Raw genomic sequence first — 16,522 nt, 5'->3', positions numbered from 1 at the left:
GTGAATTCTCATGAGGAATGTAAGCTCTTAATTGCGTTTAGCAAATTGGTCCCATTTGGACTACCAAGACCCGTACATGGATCCCATCCTTTATGAGCAATATAAGCGCCTCTTTCACTACTTGATACATTGTTTCCAATTGTAATATCTTGAAAGGCTTTGCTAGTAGAAGATAAATGATAAAGAGTCGGGTTTATAAATCCGACAGGCTTACCGAGCTGTTGATTTAGTAGAGCAATCAATCCTGCCCAGAGAGGGGCTACTGCGCTTGTCCCGCCAATAACAGCTTGCTGTCCATCCACTAGAACTTGATAACCGGAAGCGGGGTCAGCGTCTCCTGCAACGTCGGGAACTCCGCGGCCCTTTTTGCCTCCCGGATTTGCTGAAGGAGGGACATGGGCAGAGGTCTGCCAGGTTGGCAGTTTAAAAATGGCACTTACTCCGCCGCCGGTGCTGCTGTCAGTTCCCTCGTTCCAAACAACCTCTCGTGTTATTTTATCACCGGAACTAGTAAGCTTTGTTCCTCCGCATCCAAGGACATGGGGGCTGGAAGCAGGGAAATCTGCATGAACGAGTCCGTCATTAACCCCATCGGCGGAACCACGGTCACCTGCAGCACAACAGATGGTTACACCAAGTGCGGCAGCATCTTGAAAAGCGCGATCCATCGCTAACATTGCCTGGCGGGTCCATTGATTCTCCGGGGCACCCCAGCTAATGGAAAGAACAGAAGGATTGTTTTGGGTGTCGTGGATAGCAGTTGTAATGGCGTTAAGAAATCCCGCATCAGTGTTCGGGGCAAAGTAAACGGCAATTTTCACTCCCGGTGCAACAGCACCCGCCACTTCAATATCTAGCGCTACTTCACCGTCAGGACCGCTTGGGTCCCCTGTCGGCTGATTGGTTGCTCCATTAACCGATACATCTGTGATTAGTGGTTCTGTAACTCCAAGAGAGGAGAAGTATTGCTTTATCTCAGCAGGGTTATAACCGCCGCCTAACTCAATAATGCCAATACACTGTTCTCTGACATTAGTATTCTGTGGAAAATGATAAAGACGTGCAATTTGAGATGGAGTGTAGGAGCTTCTTGAAGTTTGAGCACTATGGGACTCGATCTTTTCCTCAAAAATCTGAAAATGCGGTCGAAGCTGCGGCCGGTTGTCCAAACCTAGCACCGCTTCAACAATTTCGGCAAGTTCACATGGGATACAAATATGTCCGGAACGACCTCGATAGTTAAAGCTTGGATGCTCGTAGTTTGAAAGCTGCACTTTAAAGGCATGACTAAAAGCTGGTGCAGGGCCTGTAAGCTGTATAGTTCCGGCCGCTGCGTTAACTTCCTTAATGGATAGGCCATGGATATGGGCGAATTCCTTCACTTTTTCCAGGTCTTCTTGAAGGGCACTATGTGAGGCAGCAAATTCTTTACGGCTAAGATGTTGGACGATAGAAGAGGGGGAGGTACTTGCTTTTTCTAGCAAATTGGTAACAGACGGACGCCGAACGAGTATTGTTACCGATATTTCCTCATCGGGATGGACCGGAGCTGATTTAATGGCACCGGGTATCCGGTTTCGTTCACTTCCGGATACCTGCACGAAACCGGATTGTTCTTTGCTGTTTAACGAACGATTTTTATTTTCCATTTTTTCATCCTCCTTGCTTTACTTAGAATACTAGTATATTCGGTTAAATCTTAACACGAAAGGAACAAAAGTTTGCTATTTAAGTATTATTAAAAAAAATTTAAGAGATAGAAGTGACTATAGAACTAGAATTAAAAATGACTTGAAGGAGGGCAGTTGATAAGGGGGGATGCAGTAAAATTTCCATCTGAATAGTAACCTGAAAACAAGACCACTGCATTTGCCTGGATTTATTTTGTGAATTTAGATAACCTGCCCAAGCAAAGGGACATGCTCTCAAATAGGATAATATGGGATTATCGTGATGATTAAATTAATACGAAAAACCCAATTTATGACCGATGAAATCTAATTTTCAATTCGGTTAATTGTTGTAAAAGCTTCTAATTCCTTTGATCTTATGATTTTTGACATCGAAAATTAATCTTAAAGGAGAAAATCCGACAATGACTAATACTCAATTTAAAATTATGATAAGAAGCCAGTTTAGTTTTAATGTTGATGATCTTACCCTGAGCTGTATTTTAAATGAAATGGCGAATCAAGGACTAAATATTGATGCTTTCCAACAAAACAAATTCAAAAATAATCATAAGTACAAAAATATGGTAAGGCTTATAGTGGGGAGTGTTAATTCAGAGAGTAAAAAAGATCTTATGGCAGTAAAAGAAATTCTGAGAACCTTAGAAGTTGAATTTCATCATAAAATGGTCCTTCAAATTGAGCTAATCCCCGGGGTTTCCGGTCAAATAAACACTATTTTTGGTGCACTCTGGTGTGAATTAAAAGTTTATGCCATCTATGCAGGCGAAGAGAATCGATTATTTCTTGATGTATCTGATACCAAAAAGGCGATAGAAGTTCTATCACAACCACAGATTAACCCATGTCCAAAAAATTGTTAAGGAAGCAGTTTTGGTTTGGTCCGGAGGGCAAGTTGAATGGATAATTAAAATGGAATGGATTTGAAAGTATGATTAGAAAAGAGTTCGCCTAATAAAGACAAAAAACCCACAGCACCTTATCCAAAGGTTGTCGTGAGTTTTGGTATAATAAATGCCATTTTCTATAGCCACTCATCAGGTATTGAGCTATTATCGGCGATTGAGTAGGCTGCATTTGTGATTGCCTGTGCTATCGTATCGCCAGTTTCACTTACATCATTAAAGCAAACCTCGGAAACCCCATTTGTTGCATATGTAAACCCGAACTTTTCTAATCTTTCAACGATTAGCATAGCATGGTCAAGATTTTGCTCGGGTTGAAACTCATATATAAAAATACCCTTTTCATCATCATACCATCGATCCCATCTATTTAATTTCCAACCTAGTATTCTACGGGCTATAATTTCAATTTTGTTCATATTCTTATGACTCCTTTCTCCGGATTTTTTAATTTTACCATTTTCATCGTTCCGAGCGTATATTAATCAATGTCAATTTTTCGAAATGACGCTAACCAAAATATTGCTCGAAAAATAATAAGCTCCAAACCTTTTTTAAATGGTTTGGAGCTTATTACTTTATCCTCAATTAAAACGTTTGATTTTATTTTAAAGTTGGAGTTTTTTGGAAAATTTAATCCATGATTTTATCCCACAGAAATAAATTAAAATCCCTTGTTTCCTCCAACAACGGAACAAACAAGGGATGATTAAAGAAGATAAAGACTCATTCGATTTACCTGCCATTTCTAAAGGTTAGTTAAGTTAGGACATTTTCTCTATTTTCTTGTAAAATTTCTTTCTCGGCAAGCTCCCACCAATGATTCGAATGTGTTAAAAGCGAATTCGTAACCGAATCCCTTGATAAGGAATCAATTCCTAATTTTAACATATCTTCAGATCGCCCAGCTTTGTCAAAATCACAACATATCCGATAGATATCATCAAAATCAGCGAGTGACATGGATATCGACCTCCCCTCAGATTGTTAAGGGATTCAGAATATTACTTCCTCCCTTTAATTTTATTATAAGCCCGGTAATTTTAAATAGAAGAAAAAGAAGTGAATTTTTTTTGAATTTTTAAAAAATGTTAAATTAGTGATTAATTGTTAGGGTAAAGAAAGCCGTTTCAAAAGGAAAATTTCAAGACTTATGTGTTGAGGCATATGGCTATAATTGGGGCTTCATTTGGGACTGGTGGTATTAAGAGAGTTTACATAATTATATTATGTAAACTTAAAATGTTGACTCTCCATGATGGACATCTGAGCAACTTAAGTTACAAGGAAAATAAAAACGAGGAATAATAAATTATTATTCCATGAATAGATGCAAAATATTGAAACCCAAGTAGATATGCTCTATAAAGGTATAAACCACGGTAAAAGGTATACGCTATACATAAAAAATGAATGACTGAAGGAGAAATACTGTGAAATTATATGAAATTAATAACATGATTATCGATGATGATTTTGCTAGTGAAGAATATGTAACGGTTGATTTTACCCATGATCATAAAGTGTATAGTATTACCTTTAAAAAAGCAGACCTTGAAATAATGAATAGCTGGGTTTTCGAAGATGGCACATCTTTTCCGGCAGCTTTATCAGATGATTTGATTGAATCAATTCGAGAAGATGTAAAAAAGAGAATTTGACAATTCGAGCAATATAACCTGAAAAAGTAGTCCAAGAGCTTACAGATAATGGTTGAGAGAAAAACTGTCCTTCAAAATGGATTTCAAGAACAAACCTCAAGAGAGAAGCAGTCCTTGAAAATTGGTTTGAAGGACAAACTATAGCATAAGAGCTCAATTTTTCGTCCTCACAATAAACCACTTGAAGAAGGGAGCAAAAAGTCAAAGTTTAATTACGAGCATTATTCTTTTCACATGTAAAAGGCATAATGACGAACCCCAACAATATTCTTCATGTTCACAATTCTCACATGCGCATTTATTTCCTCTTACTGAAACCAAAAATAATTCGCTTCGTTTTAATTCGTAAAAAAGTGAAGATTTTGTTAATGTGCTAAAAATATTTTTAGCACATATATTACAGAGCTTTTCATACATTTAGATAAAGAGACAATGGACAATCTTTAACGTGCATTACAACCAACGAAAAAGGGGATATAAATCCAAATGGAGTTCCTACAAGGAATCATGAATAGTTATAGTACTTTTTTTTCACTAGAGTCTTTTAAAAATGTCGTTTTTGATCCTGCTAGCTGGGGAGTCATTGGTACGCTTATTATTCTTGAAGGATTATTATCGGCTGATAACGCCTTGGTTTTAGCAGTGATGGTGAAGCATCTGCCAAAGGATCAACGAAAGAAAGCACTATTTTACGGGATTTTTGGTGCCTATTTTTTTCGTTTGATCGTAATTGGTTTAGGAGTTTCGTTAATTCATATTGCATGGATAAAAATCGTCTGCGGTCACTATCTGCTTTTGATTGTCTTTCAAAACTTATTTCAGAAAAAGAATGAAGAAGATGAAGTTCAAAATAAAAAGATGGGTTTCTGGAGGACAGTCTTAACCGTGGAGCTAATGGACATTTCGTTTAGCTTTGACAGTGTAATGGCGGCATTTGGTGTTTCTAATCAAGAATGGGTCTTATTTTTAGGAGGAATACTAGGGATTTTAATGATGCGAGGGGTGGCACAATTATTTCTGGCACTGATTGAAAAAGTGCCGGAATTCGAAACCACTGCATTTGTCCTAATTGCCATTATTGGAGTAAAAATGATTGTTTCCGCATTCGGTTTTCATATGGATGAAATGGTATTCTTTAGTGTAATAATCGCGATCTTCTTTGGAACCTTCATCGTTCACTTATTTAAAAAAAATTCCGAAAGAACTATTTAAGCGGAAGGACAAAGTTGTCCTTCCGCTTTTAATTTTAAGCAAAAGTTAAGAAACGTAGCCGATAATGGGTTTCTGAAAAACCAAAAATAAGAGGAGTAATGAAAATGAAAAAGAAACGTTTATTTACAACTTTAGTCTCAATCTTGATGATTTTCGTTATTGCGGGTTGTTCAAATTCTGGAGATTCTAACCAAACTTCTGCAGCGTCCAATGGAAATGGAAACACAGGAAACACGAATCGGCCTGGTTTTCAAAAACCAGATTTATACGGTGAGGTCTCTGCCATTGATGGAAACAAAGTTACCTTAAAACTTCTGGAAATGCCACAAATGACTAGACGGAATGGGCAAAATGGGCAGAACGGAAGCAATGGTTCAGGAAATGGTACAGGAAACAACGGCAGTAATGGAGGGTATACCGGTCGCGGTAATGGCGGTGCCGGAAGAGGCGGAATGAGAGTAAAAAAATATACCGGTGAAGTAAAAACCATTGAAATCCCTAATGGTGTCTCTCTTGTGACAATGACGAGGGGAACAAATGGAATGAGTGAAAGTACTATTAGCTTGAATGACTTAACAACAGGAAGTACGTTATCAATCTATTATAATAGCGATGGAAAAACAATCGGGAAAATAAGAGTGCAAAAACCGTGGACAGGTAATGGACAAGCGGGAACCACCGGTAATTAATCTGACAAATAACTTATTGCCGTAAGGAAGACGTCAATGTAATACAAGAAAGTTCTTAAAATCAAAAAAGTGCCGGGAACGATCCGATTTGGATAGTCCCGGCACTTTTTTGTTTTATATAACCTGGTTTAAATGCAGCTTTATTATTGAAGATAGGGGTTTTTTGTAAAAGTTGAGGCTGGTTACGATCGTATAAAAAATGAAATCAACATTGGTTCAATTACTTTTGGAACTTTTCCTAAAATTCTCCTTTAGTTTTATTACACGTATATTTTCGGCAATATCTTTGCTTAAAGGGGTTGTTTTTCCATTTTGTTCTTGACGATCGGTTTGTTGTGGAGAATGGAATGCAGTCTGTTTTTGAATCTTTTTATTGAGTAAATCTTGAATGGTTTTCGCTTTCATAATGAAATCCTTTACATACATGATGTGTTAATCCAACTTCACCGTTATTTTTTCCTCTTATTACCAATCGATACATACTTTGTATATAATTTTCAACGAGAGAACCAAACCCCCTATGAATGAGAAATACTTCACTTTTTTTTGGAAAGTGAAATGATATGTTACGATAAAAATGATGATACAATGGTAAAAAAATGAAACGGGGGCTAACAAATGTACAGCTTTAAGAACGATTACAGCGAAGGAGCACATCCTAGAATATTGACTGCTTTAGTAGAGTCCAACTTCGAGCAGGAGGAGGGGTATGGGGAGGATCTATATTCCCGAAAAGCGATTGATTTGTTAAAAGAAAGAATGGGGCGGACTGACGTTGATATTCATCTGTTATCAGGCGGAACACAAACGAATCTTACCGCCCTTGGAGCTTTCTTAAGACCGCATGAGGCCGCAATCGCTGCCAGCACCGGCCATATTTCTACCCATGAAACGGGTGCCATCGAAGCTACAGGTCATAAAATCATCTCCGTTGAGGCTGAAGATGGGAAACTAACCCCTTCGCACCTGAGGGCAGTACTCGACGGGCATCCGGATGAGCACATGGTCAAGCCTAAGCTGGTTTACATATCTAATTCAACAGAAATAGGTTCTATTTATAAGAAGAACGAATTGGTGCAATTAAAAGAGTATTGCCACGAGAACAATCTTATTTTGTATATGGATGGTGCGAGACTGGGTTCAGCATTATGTTCTGTAGAAAATGATCTACAGTTAAGCGATCTCCCTGCACTTGTTGATGCTTTTTATATTGGCGGAACTAAAAATGGAGCACTCTTAGGAGAGGCTTTGGTTATTTGCCGTGATTCTCTTAAAGAGGATTTTCGCTACCATTTGAAGCAAAGAGGCGCGCTGCTTGCAAAAGGGAGACTTTTAGGTATACAGTTTCTTGAACTTTTCCGGGACAATTTATTCTTTGATTTGGCCCTACATGCAAATAAGATGGCAGAAATACTTAGAGCTGAAATTGGCAAAGCAAATATTACGTTTCTGACTCAGTCTCCATCAAATCAAATCTTTCCGATTCTACCTAATGGACTCATTTCTGAACTTCAAAGTAAGTATTCTTTTCATATTTGGGAAAAGATTGATTCGGATCACTCTGCCATCCGCCTCGTAACCTCCTGGGCAACAAAAGAGGACGAGGTAGCAGCATTTATTAAGGATTTGAAAAAGGGCACCATCCGTTAATTGGTATGAAAATATTTAATTAACCGGATCAGAAAATTGTGAGGAGCCTGTAAAAAATGCAGGTTTCTTTTTTTCCTTTGTAACTAATTACTAGTATTCAGAATATTTTTTATAGGAGAATTATCCTAAAAAAATAATAGAGATATTTATCTTTATTCTATTTATAGATTGAGTGATTACTTTAGAGTGTGACCTCGCTATTTTATTATATTAAAATAAATTATTGTTTTATTCGAGTAAAGCGCTCTTATTTTAATTAATACCCCATTACCTTTAGAAATGAAGGCGTTTTCAACTTGACCCTTTGGTAAAATCAACTTATCATCGAGTGGTAGTAAGTGAAATATACTACTCCTGGCTTCTTTCTTCTTCAAAAGAAATATTTTGTAGACGATAATAATGAAATTAAAGTATGATAAGAAATAAAAATATATGTAAGAATGCCTGACAAATTGAAAGATTTATGTTTTGAATATTCAGGCTTTTGAGATAAATGGAATTTAACTTTAATACTTTAAACAGCTAAAAAGCAGACAGGTACTATGGAGGTTCTATGAAATTTAAAACAAAGCTCTACACAAGCATTGGGTCATTACTGCTGTTATTTTTTATTATCGCTGTCATTTTAATGAATATGCTCCAACAAACGACAGTGAATATGAACGTTGTGGTGAATGATTTAAATGAGAGAATTGAAATGGCTTCCGAAATAAAATATGAGACTTCTAGATTAGGTCTAGAATTAAGCTCAATTGTAACTAGTCCTAGAGAAGCAATGGAATTAATGGCATCAAACTCTTGGGAAGAATCCCAAACAAATTTACAGGCTGCAGTCGAGTCACTTGAAAAAACGGATCCAGAAGAAAAATCTAAAGAACTAATGGCAAAGTTTAAAACATTGCATGACTCCTATCTAAATATGGGTCAGAATGCTTTGGCATCTAAAAAACTAAATAATGAAATGGAAATTCCTGCATCCTTTTGGACTGATTCTGAGCTTATTAGGCAAAGAATGATGCAAATAGCCGATCTTCTCTATGGATTGCAAAAACAAGAGTTGAATAATGAACTTTTACGGTCAAAAGATACCTACACTTGGGCAGTCTCAATCATTTACATGTATCTTGCCATTGCCTTATGTATTGGAATTGGTTTCACGGTATGGATTATTAGAAGCATGACAAATAATCTTAACAAGGTAACGGCTGTCATGAAAAGTGCGACCACCAGTGATTTTGATACATTGCCTCGTATTGAGATTTCTTCTAGAGGTGAGCTGGGTGAAATAGCTGTTGCATTTAATAAAATGGCAAATTCACTGGAGAAGCATAGTAAGCGAGAGAAACAATTAAAAGAAGAAGCGGAAGAGCAAAGCTGGCTAAATACAAAAATTGCCGAAATCGTGACCATTTACCCTGAAGTTGAAAATGTTTCTATGCTGGCAGAAATGTTAATTACGAAGCTTGTACCGATGGTAGGAGCAAGTTTCGGTGTTTTCTATGTTAAGGAAGTAGAAGAGTGTCAACAGTATTTAAAAAAGATTTCTGCCTATGCCTCTTTAGATGGTAATAAGGATTATATGCGTTTTCGTTTTGGAGAAAGCCTCGTCGGACAATGCGCACTTGAAAAGCGTTCCATTTTACTAAACGATGTTCCTGAACACTACATAAAAATAGGTTCAGGCATAGGTGAGGGTTCACCGAAAAATATCATTATTTTACCGGTACAATTTGAAGATGAAGTTCTTGCTGTCATTGAAATTGCCTCCTTTGAATCATTTAGCCCTTTACAGGTAAAGCTCCTTGAGGCAGTAAATAATAATATTGGAATCAAGATAAATAGTATTATTAGCCATATGAACGCAGAAAGATTATTGCAGGAATCACAAGCATTGACAGAAGAACTCCAAGCCCAATCAGAAGAATTGCAGGTACAACAAGAGGAGTTACGTACAACCAATGAAAAACTGGAGGAGCAGTATGAAGCATCTGAACAAAAGAACAATGAAATAGAAAAGGTTAGAGAGGCGCTTGAAGAGAAAGCTCAACAACTGGAGCTTAGCTCTCATTATAAATCTGAGTTCCTGGCTAATATGTCCCATGAGCTAAGAACGCCGCTTAATAGTTTGCTAATTTTAGCACAAATACTTTCTGAAAACGGGGAAGGTAATCTTACTGCTAAACAGGAGGAGTATATTCGGACGATCTACTCATCCGGTAATGATTTACTTCATTTAATAAACGATGTTTTAGATTTAGCGAAGGTTGAGTCAGGTAAATTAGATGTTTATCCTAAAGAGGTGGACCTTCATGATGTGCTGGATTTTATCGATCGTCAATTTTATCCTCTTGCGAGCCGGAAAAATGTGCAGTTTACTATTGATATGGAAGCAAGTATATCGGAGACTTTCTTTACAGATGAACAACGTTTGCAGCAAATTTTAAAAAATCTCCTTTCCAATGCTTTTAAGTTTACTGAAAGCGGGAGTGTGTCATTGGTTGTTCAGAAGGTTATAAAAGACCTCAGTGACAAAGGTTTAGAAGGAGGCGCTCAACTGAAATTGATGCTTGCTTTCTCTGTTATCGATACGGGAATTGGTATTGATCAAGATAAACAAGAGACGATTTTTGACGCCTTTAAACAAGCAGACGGAACCACAAGCCGTCAATATGGAGGCACTGGTTTAGGACTTTCCATTAGCCGGGAAATGGCACACTTATTAGGTGGATTTATAGAGGTATCGAGTAAGAAAGGAAGAGGAAGCACCTTTACTTTATATTTGCCATACTTTCAAACGAGTAGCAAAATAGTGGAAAATATTGCTATGGAAGAAGTGGCCATCAGTCTTTATGAGAATGATCCACTAAACGATGAAATAGATCAAATCAATCAAAACGGAAAATCTATTTTGAAAAACAAGAAAATTCTCATCGTAGATGATGATATCCGGAATGTATATGCCTTAACAGTCGCGCTTGAAAAATATGAAATGGATATTATTGTAGCAGAAAATGGCCGTGAAGGAATTGAGGTATTACAGAACAACCCTGATACGGACCTGATATTAATGGATATAATGATGCCTGAGATGGATGGGTTCGAGGCAATGCGACAAATTCGTCAACTGCTGGAATTTAAAACATTGCCAATCATTGCCCTGACAGCAAAGGCGATGAAACGGAGCAGAGAAGAATGTTTAGATGCCGGGGCAACGGATTATATCTGTAAACCGATTAACTTAGATCAGTTATTCTCGTTAATGCAAGTATGGCTGTATAGCAAGGAGGGCTAGAAAATAACTACCGAAAAATTGATAGAAACCCATAATAAATTACAGGTAGAAGAGATTGAAAAAATTGAAATAGAATTACTTCTTGAGGCCGTTTTTCGTTATTATGGTTATGATTTTAGAAATTATGCCTTTCCTTTTATCCAAAGGAGAATTAGTCATCGTGTGAATAAGGAGAAGCTTACAAGTATTTCGGCTTTACAGGAAAAGGTACTACGTGATCCTGATGTTATGGGTGCCTTTCTTACTGACTTTTCGATAAATGTGACAGAAATGTTCCGTGATCCTACATTCTTTCAGTCATTCCGAACCAAGGTTATACCTTTAGTAAAAGATTATCCTGAGATTCGAATTTGGCATGTTGGCTGCTCTTCCGGTGAAGAAGTTTATTCTATGGCCATTCTCTTGCATGAAGAAGGGATTTACGAAAAAACGAGAATCTATGCAACCGATTTAAACAAAGGTATTCTAGAAAGGGCGAAGCAAGGTACCTTTCCTTTAGATGTGATGCAGCTCTACACCAAAAATTACTTTGAGGCAGGCGGGAAAAGGGCCTTTTCAGAATATTATAAGGCTGTGGATGATAAGGTTTTTTTCCATCCCTTCCTAAGAAAAAATGTTGTGTTTGCACACCATAATTTAGTAACTGATCAGTCCTTTAACGAGTTTGATATAATTATCTGCCGAAATGTCTTAATCTATTTTAATAAGGTTCTTCAAAATCATGTCCATAAATTATTACATAATAGCCTTAGCCAATCAGGTTTTCTTGGGCTGGGTAAAAGAGAGGGGATAAAGTTTACTAGTTATGAAAACTGTTACGGAGAATTTGATGCCTCAGAAAAACTCTATCGAAAAGTTAAATAGTCCCCCTTCTAAAAAGGTAAATATTTTAATGGTCGATGATCATCCGGAAAATCTATTAGCACTAGAAGCAGTACTTATATCTCCCAATTATCACTTGGTTAGTGCCAACTCTGGTAAAGAAGCGTTAAAATGTATGCTAAAACAGGATTTTGCGGTTATTTTGCTGGACGTACAGATGCCTGGACTAAATGGATTTGAAACCGCGAAGCTCATTAAGGCGAGAGAAAAAACAAGACATGTTCCGATCATTTTTATCACGGCAATTAGTCAAGATATGGAACATGTTCATCAAGGATACGAAGCAGGGGCGATTGATTATATCTTTAAACCGTTCCATCCGGAAACATTGAAACAAAAGATTGAACAATTTGTAAAAATTCACCAAATCCATAAAGAAAATATGGTTCAGACAGATCGAAAACGTAAAGTTGAACTTGATGAGGTGAATAAAAAGTTAGATAGAACTACGTTAAATTTACGTCGGACAGAGGCATTATCGAAAGTCATAGGTGAAACTATAATCGACACGATTCTTACTTTTGACGATCAAGGTTTTATTTTATCGGCGAATCCTGCAATAAAAAGCATGTTTGGTTACAAGGCTGAGGAAATAATCGGACAACATGTTGTGATGCTTTTTTTAAAATGGATGGGAGAGAATGTAAAGGACTCTTCATTATCTTTCTTACCCACTATTAAACAATCGGTAGGAAAAGTGATAGAATCAGTTGCCTTTAGGAAAGATGGAAGTTACTTCCATACTGACATTCTAGTTGGTGAAACAACCGTTGAAAATCAACCGATTTTTGTTTGTACGATTCGTGATGTCACAGAAAGAAAGCAGATTGAGGAAGTTAAAAAGCTAAAATTTAATAATTTGGAACATATAGTTGAGGAACGAACGCAGGAACTTATAAGGGCAAATGAGAAACTGCAAAAAGAGATAGAGGAACGAAAAAGAATAGCCGAGCATCTGTACCGTTCCCAAGAAAGATTTCGAAAAATCTTTGAATCCAGTCCTTGTTTAATGGCGATTTTTTCTCAGAAGGATTTTACATTTGTTGAAGTCAATACTAGTTGGTTAGACGTTACCGGTTATAGCTATGATGAGTTGAAAAAACAAAAAATTAATTTGAAAAATTTTGTTGATGAAACAACAAGGAAACCTATTTCTCTAGATCAGACGATTCGTAATAAGAAAATTAGCTATATGACAAAGAACGGGGATATACGCGATGGATTATTATCTACTGAAATGATTTATATCGATCCTGAACCATGTACGCTAATGGTTTTAACAGATATTACGGAAAGGGTCCACTTAGAAAAGGAATTATCACGATTAGATCGTTTGAATTTAATCGGTGAGATGGCAGCTGGTATTGCCCATGAAATCAGAAACCCAATGACGACGGTTCAAGGATTTTTACAATTATCAAGGAATAACAGAGATAATTTATCAACAGATATTATTGATTTAATGTTAGAAGAACTGAGTAGGGCCAACTCGATCATTACAGAATTTCTTAATTTAGCCAAAAATAAAATCAGTTTAAAGAAAAAACAAAATTTAAATACGATACTTAAAGCATTATCGCCACTAATTCAAGCGGAAGCATTACGTTCCAGTAAACATGTAAAGCTTGATTTAAATAAGTGTCCTGATATATTCCTGGATCAGAAAGAAATTCGTCAGCTTATTTTAAATATTGCCCTAAACGGACTTGATGCTATGTCGGCGAATGGAAAACTTACGATAAGAACATACACAGAAGAACAGCAAGTTATTTTGGAAATAAAAGATCAAGGTCAAGGCATTAGCCCGGAAGTTTTAAAAAAATTAGGGACACCTTTTTTTACTACAAAGGAAAAGGGAACCGGATTAGGGTTAGCGATCTGCTACAGTGTAGCAAAACGGCACCAAGCTGAAATTGATATAGCAACCGGGGATACGGGGACCATTTTCTCGATTCGCTTCCAGTTAAATCCTGTCTAACGAACACATAGGTTTTATTTTTAAACCTGGAGAGAGGGGAGGATGTAGTGTTAAAAAAAAGAAAATTCGTTATTCTTGTGGTAGCAATTATTTCTTTCATTATGATAGGTTTTATTTCGAAATCATTTGCAGATGGAAAGCCGAAAGTGGTCATTGTTTTAAAAGGATTAGACTCACAATATTGGAAAATTGTGAAAGCAGGTGCTGAAAAGGGGTTTAAAGACCTTGGTATCGATGGGAAAGTGATCGCACCGGCTGAAGATACAGCTAAAGAACAAGCTAAATTATTAGCGATTACCTATAAAGAAAAACCGGATGTATTAATTGTCGCACCGGTTGATTCATCTGTTATCCCATTATTAGATAAGTTTACAAAAAAGAAAATTCCTGTATTGTTAGTCGATCAAAATGAGCCTTGGCCAAATAAAACTTCTTATATCGGTACCAATAATCTGGATTTAGGCAAAAAGGCAGGCTCACTTTTAGCCTCGCAGCTACAACCTGGAAATAAGGTCGCCATTATTGGTGGCGATTTGTCAATCTCCGTTTTCAGAGAACGGATAAATGGAGCTAAAATAGCTTTAAAAAATGCAGGGATCATCATTGCGGCAGAAAAAGTTGGGATACCGGACAATGATACTAAAACTGTAAAAAAAGAAACGGAAAAAATTTTGAATGATCATCCTGACATTAAAGGGATCATTACAACCCATGACCTTGTTGCTATACCTGTTATAAAAGTATTGGAGGAACAAGGTCTTACGATACCAGTCATAGGAGCAGACGGAATACCGGATATGGTGAAGTTAATTGTGGATGGAACGATATCTGATACAGTCGCACAAAATCCTTATGATATGGGATATATAAGCGTTGAAACAGCATTGAAAGTTATAAAGGGAGAACATGTTGAAAAATTCGTTGATACGGGTGTAGATATCATCATTAAAGAGAATGCGAAGGAGCGATTAGACTTCCATAAAAATTTACTTAAGTGAAATACCTGTAGGACAAACCATTCCCCCTTCTTCAGTAAAAGTCCGCATTTAATGCTGGCTTTTTTTTTGCTTATATCCGGCATGGGATTTCCACCTTTCATTCATATATCTATCCTAATAGTTACATGGTAATAGGAATCAACCATATTGAAGAATCAGTTGTGGTGCGTGAATGTCTTACAGAACGAAGACTCAAAATAAAAATATTCTCAGTGGTCAGAAAAAACGGAAGTTATATTTGGAGGAATTGGCAATGGAGATAGGGGTAAGCACATTTGTAGAAACAACACCGGACGTTCAAACAGGTGAATTGATTAGTCATGCACAGCGATTGCGTGAAGTGGTGGAGGAAATTGTCCTTGCCGATCAGGTAGGGTTGGATGTTTTTGGTGTCGGGGAGCATCATCGCAAAGATTATGCGTCGTCTTCTCCTGTGGTCGTTCTGGCTGCTGCAGCGTCACAGACGAAGCGAATACGGCTGACAAGTGCTGTTACGGTACTATCATCAGCCGATCCAGTAGCTGGGTGTGTACCCAAGACCTGTGCAGAATCCTTTGCCGGTGTGGATTGGCAGCGGTGGTAATACGGAATCTGTTATTCGCGCAGGCCTACTAGGACTGCCGCTGGTTCTAGCAATCATAGGTGGAAGTCCGATGCGGTTTGCACCTCTTGTCCAGCTCTATAAAAGAGCGGCAGCTCAGGCAGGTCATGATATATCAAAGCTGCCCGTTGCATCACATTCTCACGGTTTTGTTGCGGAGGACACCGAGGCTGCGGCCGACAAATTTTTCCCTCCCACCCAGCAAGCCATGAATGTGCTTGGGCGGGAACGAGGTTGGGGGAGTTATGACAGATCTAGCTTTGATGCGGCACGAAGCTTTGAAGGAGCGCTTTACGTAGGTGATCCGGAAACAGTCGCCAAAAAGATTATTCATCTCCGAAAACACGTAGGAATCACACGCTTTATGCTGCACGTACCGGTTGGCACTATGCCTCATGAAGAGGTAATGAAAGCCATTGAGCTGTTGGGTAAAGAGGTGGCTCCTCGGGTTCGGGACGAAATTTACAAATGGGAAACAATGCAGTAAACATGGGGTTTTATTTTGTGGGCGTTTCGAGGGTCAAAATTGATTTGGTTGCGATGCTTCTTGTGGTAGGGCCAGGAGAAACAAGAAAATGTCTATGTCAGTCCGAATGAGGGGGAAAGTCGGACGGGACCTACAGGAAAATTCCTTATGATAGTCCGAATGCGGGGGTGGTATTCGGACAGGTCAAGCAGAAAATCGCTTAGGAAAGTCCGAATGAGGGTGGTATTCGGACAGGTCAAGCAGAAAATCGCTTAAAGTAGTCCGAATGAGGGTGGTATTCGGACAGGTCAAGCAAAAAATTGCTTAGGAAAGTCCGAATGCGGGTGGTATTCGGACAGGTCAAGCAGAAAATCGCTTAGGATAGTCCGAATGCGGGGGTTATTCGGACAGGTCAAGCAGAAAATCGCTTAGAGTAGTCCGAATGCGGGTGGTATTCGGACAGGTCAAGCAGAAAATCGCTTAAAGTAGTCCGAATG

General features: G+C 37.9%; 13 protein-coding genes and 1 pseudogene. 10 read left to right on the top strand and 4 right to left on the bottom strand.

Features of this window, described 5'->3' with window-relative positions:
• Positions 1 to 8: 8 nt before the first annotated feature.
• Complete coding sequence (locus AC3ANV_RS17175) at positions 9 to 1,649, bottom strand: S53 family peptidase (RefSeq protein ID WP_488309903.1); 1,641 nt, start codon at positions 1,647 to 1,649, stop codon at positions 9 to 11.
• Positions 1,650 to 2,095: 446 nt separating this feature from the next.
• Between AC3ANV_RS17175 and AC3ANV_RS17170 the strand changes: the two genes are divergently transcribed.
• Entirely contained in the window at positions 2,096 to 2,554 is a 459-nt protein-coding gene (locus tag AC3ANV_RS17170) for a hypothetical protein (protein ID WP_488309902.1), read from the top strand.
• A 161-nt stretch (positions 2,555 to 2,715) separates the two neighbouring features.
• Here AC3ANV_RS17170 and AC3ANV_RS17165 read toward each other — a convergent pair whose 3' ends face one another.
• Both AC3ANV_RS17165 and AC3ANV_RS17160 read right to left on the bottom strand, forming a co-directional pair.
• Entirely contained in the window at positions 2,716 to 3,015 is a 300-nt protein-coding gene (locus AC3ANV_RS17165; RefSeq protein ID WP_488309901.1) for a BC1872 family protein, read from the bottom strand.
• A 340-nt stretch (positions 3,016 to 3,355) separates the two neighbouring features.
• A complete protein-coding gene (locus tag AC3ANV_RS17160; RefSeq protein ID WP_488309900.1) occupies positions 3,356 to 3,559 on the bottom strand; it encodes a hypothetical protein in 204 nt (67 codons plus the stop codon).
• 470 nt (positions 3,560 to 4,029) lie between these two features.
• On the opposite strand from AC3ANV_RS17160, the gene AC3ANV_RS17155 reads away from it, so the two are divergent.
• The 3 genes from AC3ANV_RS17155 to AC3ANV_RS17145 all read left to right on the top strand — a co-directional run bounded on the left by AC3ANV_RS17155 (position 4,030) and on the right by AC3ANV_RS17145 (position 6,158).
• A complete protein-coding gene (locus AC3ANV_RS17155) occupies positions 4,030 to 4,257 on the top strand; it encodes a hypothetical protein (RefSeq protein ID WP_488309899.1) in 228 nt (75 codons plus the stop codon).
• A 486-nt stretch (positions 4,258 to 4,743) separates the two neighbouring features.
• Positions 4,744 to 5,469 (top strand): TerC family protein, encoded by a 726-nt coding sequence (locus AC3ANV_RS17150; protein ID WP_488309898.1) that lies wholly within the window; start codon positions 4,744 to 4,746, stop codon positions 5,467 to 5,469.
• Between the two features lie 104 nt (positions 5,470 to 5,573).
• Positions 5,574 to 6,158 (top strand): hypothetical protein, encoded by a 585-nt coding sequence (locus tag AC3ANV_RS17145; RefSeq protein WP_488309897.1) that lies wholly within the window; start codon positions 5,574 to 5,576, stop codon positions 6,156 to 6,158.
• Positions 6,159 to 6,374: 216 nt separating this feature from the next.
• Here AC3ANV_RS17145 and AC3ANV_RS17140 read toward each other — a convergent pair whose 3' ends face one another.
• Positions 6,375 to 6,563, bottom strand: a complete 189-nt coding sequence (locus tag AC3ANV_RS17140) for a hypothetical protein (protein WP_488309896.1) — start codon at positions 6,561 to 6,563, stop codon at positions 6,375 to 6,377.
• A gap of 213 nt (positions 6,564 to 6,776) precedes the next feature.
• Here AC3ANV_RS17140 and AC3ANV_RS17135 point away from each other — a divergent pair, with 213 nt between their 5' ends.
• The 6 genes and pseudogenes from AC3ANV_RS17135 to AC3ANV_RS17110 all read left to right on the top strand — a co-directional run bounded on the left by AC3ANV_RS17135 (position 6,777) and on the right by AC3ANV_RS17110 (position 16,046).
• Positions 6,777 to 7,808, top strand: coding sequence for a threonine aldolase family protein (locus AC3ANV_RS17135; protein WP_488309895.1), 1,032 nt, complete (start codon positions 6,777 to 6,779; stop codon positions 7,806 to 7,808).
• Between the two features lie 553 nt (positions 7,809 to 8,361).
• Positions 8,362 to 11,100, top strand: a complete 2,739-nt coding sequence (locus AC3ANV_RS17130; RefSeq protein ID WP_488309894.1) for a response regulator — start codon at positions 8,362 to 8,364, stop codon at positions 11,098 to 11,100.
• 3 nt (positions 11,101 to 11,103) lie between these two features.
• A complete protein-coding gene (locus AC3ANV_RS17125) occupies positions 11,104 to 11,964 on the top strand; it encodes a CheR family methyltransferase (protein WP_488314263.1) in 861 nt (286 codons plus the stop codon).
• On the top strand, positions 11,930 to 13,960 hold the full coding sequence (locus AC3ANV_RS17120) for a PAS domain S-box protein (RefSeq protein WP_488309893.1): 2,031 nt from the start codon (positions 11,930 to 11,932) through the stop codon (positions 13,958 to 13,960). The genes AC3ANV_RS17125 and AC3ANV_RS17120 overlap by 35 nt, the downstream gene beginning before the upstream one ends.
• A 47-nt stretch (positions 13,961 to 14,007) precedes the next feature.
• Positions 14,008 to 14,958: a sugar ABC transporter substrate-binding protein gene (locus AC3ANV_RS17115; RefSeq protein ID WP_488309892.1), complete on the top strand. Its 951-nt coding sequence runs from the start codon at positions 14,008 to 14,010 to the stop codon at positions 14,956 to 14,958.
• 253 nt (positions 14,959 to 15,211) lie between these two features.
• Positions 15,212 to 16,046, top strand: a pseudogene (locus AC3ANV_RS17110) (LLM class flavin-dependent oxidoreductase).
• The last annotated feature ends 476 nt before the right edge of the window (positions 16,047 to 16,522 follow it).

The sequence above is a fragment of the Neobacillus sp. DFD-2R genome (assembly GCF_057747865.1).
The sequence above is the reverse complement of the archived record's forward strand: the minus strand, read 5'-3'. Positions and strand labels throughout refer to the sequence as shown.

Coding starts and splice junctions, on each gene's coding strand:
- AC3ANV_RS17120 (WP_488309893.1), top strand. CDS start 11,930: ATGCCTCAGAAAAACTCTATCGAAAAGTTAAATAGTCCCCCTTCTAAA.
- AC3ANV_RS17175 (WP_488309903.1), bottom strand. CDS start 1,649: ATGGAAAATAAAAATCGTTCGTTAAACAGCAAAGAACAATCCGGTTTC.
- AC3ANV_RS17145 (WP_488309897.1), top strand. CDS start 5,574: ATGAAAAAGAAACGTTTATTTACAACTTTAGTCTCAATCTTGATGATT.
- AC3ANV_RS17165 (WP_488309901.1), bottom strand. CDS start 3,015: ATGAACAAAATTGAAATTATAGCCCGTAGAATACTAGGTTGGAAATTA.
- AC3ANV_RS17170 (WP_488309902.1), top strand. CDS start 2,096: ATGACTAATACTCAATTTAAAATTATGATAAGAAGCCAGTTTAGTTTT.
- AC3ANV_RS17160 (WP_488309900.1), bottom strand. CDS start 3,559: ATGTCACTCGCTGATTTTGATGATATCTATCGGATATGTTGTGATTTT.
- AC3ANV_RS17140 (WP_488309896.1), bottom strand. CDS start 6,563: ATGAAAGCGAAAACCATTCAAGATTTACTCAATAAAAAGATTCAAAAA.
- AC3ANV_RS17135 (WP_488309895.1), top strand. CDS start 6,777: ATGTACAGCTTTAAGAACGATTACAGCGAAGGAGCACATCCTAGAATA.
- AC3ANV_RS17150 (WP_488309898.1), top strand. CDS start 4,744: ATGGAGTTCCTACAAGGAATCATGAATAGTTATAGTACTTTTTTTTCA.
- AC3ANV_RS17130 (WP_488309894.1), top strand. CDS start 8,362: ATGAAATTTAAAACAAAGCTCTACACAAGCATTGGGTCATTACTGCTG.